3 protein-coding genes are annotated in these 3,488 nt (G+C 42.9%); 1 reads left to right on the top strand and 2 read right to left on the bottom strand.

Features of this window, described 5'->3' with window-relative positions:
- Nucleotides 1-327 precede the first annotated feature (327 nt).
- Nucleotides 328-1,119: a PEP-CTERM sorting domain-containing protein gene (locus IM477_RS02070; protein WP_287730361.1), complete on the top strand. Its 792-nt coding sequence runs from the start codon at nt 328-330 to the stop codon at nt 1,117-1,119.
- A gap of 116 nt (nt 1,120-1,235) precedes the next feature.
- On the opposite strand, the gene IM477_RS02065 is transcribed toward IM477_RS02070, so the two are convergent.
- Together IM477_RS02065 and IM477_RS02060 are read right to left on the bottom strand one after the other, a co-directional pair.
- On the bottom strand, nt 1,236-2,807 hold the full coding sequence (locus tag IM477_RS02065) for a Na+/H+ antiporter (protein WP_149985895.1): 1,572 nt from the start codon (nt 2,805-2,807) through the stop codon (nt 1,236-1,238).
- 97 nt (nt 2,808-2,904) lie between these two features.
- Nucleotides 2,905-3,488, bottom strand: a 584-nt coding sequence (locus tag IM477_RS02060) for an RNA-guided endonuclease TnpB family protein (RefSeq protein ID WP_287730360.1), incomplete at its 5' end; no start/stop codon positions are given.

Here is a 3,488-nt window from a genome sequence, read left to right as displayed (position 1 = left end):
TAAGTAGGTAGGCGTTAAAAATCATCAGATCCCCCCGCCTATCGGCACCCCCCTTATCAAGGGGGGCAGGGGGGATCGAACCTAAAATCCATTTTTAATTTAATTATAACCAGCTACTTAACAATGTTAGCGAAATTTTGAACCCTATGACCGAATCTGACACACCGCGCCACAATCCCTCACGGAAGGCGATCGGTCGCCTGAGAAGCAGTAAAACAGGGGAAAATACCTGAGACTCCTTCCCCTATGAATCCCTAAGCCAAGGAGAAGAATATAAAGATTTATTAAATTGTAACTTTTGATACAGTTGTGCGGGGGGGAGTGTGTATGATCCTGCTATCTCCCTTTGATGTTGGGTTGGGCTATTGCTTGACCTGGCTGCGAGAGGGGGCGATCGGATTAAATTCCCATTATCCTAGGAATCGAACTATGTTGGTTAAAAAAGTTTTGTTAACTTCACTGCTAATCGGCGGATCTACTTTAATGGTAGATATGCAGTTTTCTCCTGCGAAAGCTGCTAACTTTTACTTTGTTCCTGCTGGAAGTCAGTTGGACAATGACTCCATTTTAGATATCGTGGTAAGTCCTGGTCAAGAAATTGCTTTTGATGTATTTCTCGATACAACAGGAGTCGACAGTCAATTCACTTTTTTAAACTCAGAGTGGAACTTCACATATGATACAGGTGAGTTGAGTTTTATAGGAAAAGAAGATGGACCAGAAATACAAAATACCCTTCTTCCTCTTGGTAGTAATAAATTTAATGTTTTGAGCCTAAATATCCGAGATAACACAATCAACAAGCTTCTAACAGTTAAATTTTTGGTGACTAATCCTGGCAGATCTCCCCATGATGGAGTAGTTGACTTTGGGATTACTTTAACAAGCGTAACGGGAATTGGCGGCTCACCAGACTTTACAAATTCTTTTCCCAGTCCAAGCAAAAATGGACTAAACTTACCTGGGACCGAGTTTAATCAAGTCGTTGAAGTACAAACTCCAGAACCCTCTACCATCCTCAGTCTCCTCGCACTCGGAACACTTGGCGCAGCTTCAACATTAAAACGCAAACTAAAACCCTCCCAATCCACTGAAAAAGAAACTACAAAAGTCTCCTAAAATCCCCCATAAAACCCCACAAAAACCCTTTCATTAATTGGAGGGGTTTTTGTCATAAAACCCAGTCGTTGATCATTAGGAGAATTGAGATTGATTGTATATACCCCAAAATAGTCCTACTGTTCACTAATTTTACTTTCAGCGAGAATTTCTTGGAGGACGGGGGATAAATTGCTAGTTAAACGGCCGGCTCGAATAAATTCAGCGTAGGTATCAGCTTCGATATCTAGGAGGGTTTCCCGAAGTTGTTCCATTGTCAACAGCTGTAATTGGGGATAACTATCGTTGAGAGATTGTATTTCCGCTTCTACAGTCTTTAACTTTTCTTTGACGAGATGCTGCTCATAACTAAAGAATTCGGGGGCAACATCGGGAGATTTATCTAATTTAGAAAGATAGTCTAAAACTCTTTTTAAAGCTACCCGTCGGGCTAAAAGTTCCGCATAGTTTTCTCGAATTGGTTGATCACCGATCAAGTCTAATCTCGATAGGAAAGTTTGAATAGTTAATCCCTGAACCAACAGGGTAAAGAGAACAACTCCGAAGACGATATCGATGATATCCTGACGATTGGGAAAAATAACCGGCACACTTAAAGCTAGGGCAATAGAAACGGAACCGCGCAAACCTCCCCACCATAAAACCGTTTTTTCTCGCCAATTAATTTTAGTTTCCATCAAGGCATTACTAACAGTTGCCAAAGCAAAGGTAGCCAGAAAACGGGCCGCTACCACGGCAGCGATCGTGATAAAAATTAAATTGAGATTATCGGCTAAACTGGAGAGACGGATCTGATCGCCGATGAGGAGAAAAACGATCGAATTGACAAAAAAAGCGAGAAACTCCCAGAATTGTGTGACTAATAGGCGGGTACGGGGACTCATACTAATTCTAGAGCCAAAATTACCTAAAATAATCCCCGTAGTCACCACTCCGATTACCCCCGAACCCCCGAACTCCTCGGTTAATAGATAAGCACCGTAGGCGGACACAAGAGTTAAAGACTGCTCCACTAGGGGTAAATCCAGACGTTGAGTCAGATAGGAAATACCAAAACCCACTAAACAACCCACTGCCACCCCGATACCGATAAAAGCGGCAATCCGGCTAATGGTTGTCTCTAAGGATAGACCACTAGCACCGAGGGGAATTTCCACCAAAAGAGCGAAAGCGACCACAGCGACCCCATCATTAAATAAGCTTTCCCCTTCCAAAAGCACGGTGAGGTTTTTACTGGCCCCTAATTCGCGAAAAAGAGCGACAACAGCGACGGGATCCGTAGAAGAAAGGCTCGCACCCACTAATAATGCCGTAAATAGGGGTAAATTGGTCAATTCATCTAGGGCAAAACCAACCCCGAAAATCGAGATAATTACGCCGACAATAGCGAAAAGACTGACGGGAATCCAATTATCCTTCAGATCTCGCCAGCGCGTATTCCAAGCGGCTTCAAATAGCAAAGGGGGCAGAAAAATTTCTAGAATCAGTTCGGGGGATAGGTTCACCAGACGGATATCGATAAAAGCTAAACCCAAACCGACTATCACTAACAATAGGGTGTAAGGAATTTGGCGAAACCAGCTAAAAATCCTCGAAACCGTGGCCACACTCAGGGAAACGGACAAAACAATTAGAAATTGTTCTAAATTTTGCTTAATGACTTCATCGGTAGCGGATTCTAAACTCATTGGGTGGGAGGCAATCGGTGAGCGGACGTGCAAGAAAAGAATAATCTAAATTATTTGACATCCTCGCCGCCGTAAAACGGACGGCGATTCCCAAACCTCACGATTTAGGTTTCTGCTTCTTTCCCGAAGGATTTTTCGCACCTGCCTTCACAGATTTACTCTGTTCTGGTCTTATGGTCGCTCCACAGACTGACACCGCAAGCCCTGCGGCCAAAATATTTTTACTGGCGTTAATGTCTCGGTCATGGTGAGTCCCACAGTTCGGACAGTCCCACTCTCGAACATTTAACGGCAGCTTTTTCACAATATACCCACAATTACTGCACCGTTTAGAACTGGGAAAACATCTATCTATTTCGATGTAATTTTTCCCGTACCAACGGCATTTATAGGCTAATTGTCGGGTGATTTCTCCCCAGCTTACATCAGATATTGCCTGAGATAATTTCGGGTTTTTGACCATATTCTTAACGGCTAAATTCTCAACCACAATCGTTTGGTTTTCACGAACTAATTGAGTGGTTAGCTTGTGTAAATGGTCTTTCCTGCTATCGGTGATTTGAGCGTGAATCTTGGCTACTTTGATTCTTGCTTTTTCCCGATTTTTTGACCCTTTCTGTTTTCTAGAAAGGCTTTTTTGGTCTTTTCGCAGTCTCCGATAATGCTTTTTAAAATGCTTGG

It is taken from the genome of Microcystis sp. M090S1 (genome assembly GCF_020246295.1).
Lineage (GTDB): Bacteria > Cyanobacteriota > Cyanobacteriia > Cyanobacteriales > Microcystaceae > Microcystis > Microcystis aeruginosa.
This window is presented reverse-complemented; position numbering and strand designations above follow the sequence as displayed.

Excerpts from the sequence above, each read along its gene's own strand:
- IM477_RS02070 (WP_287730361.1), top strand. The coding sequence starts at position 328 with ATGATCCTGCTATCTCCCTTTGATGTTGGGTTGGGCTATTGCTTGACC.
- IM477_RS02065 (WP_149985895.1), bottom strand. The coding sequence starts at position 2,807 with ATGAGTTTAGAATCCGCTACCGATGAAGTCATTAAGCAAAATTTAGAA.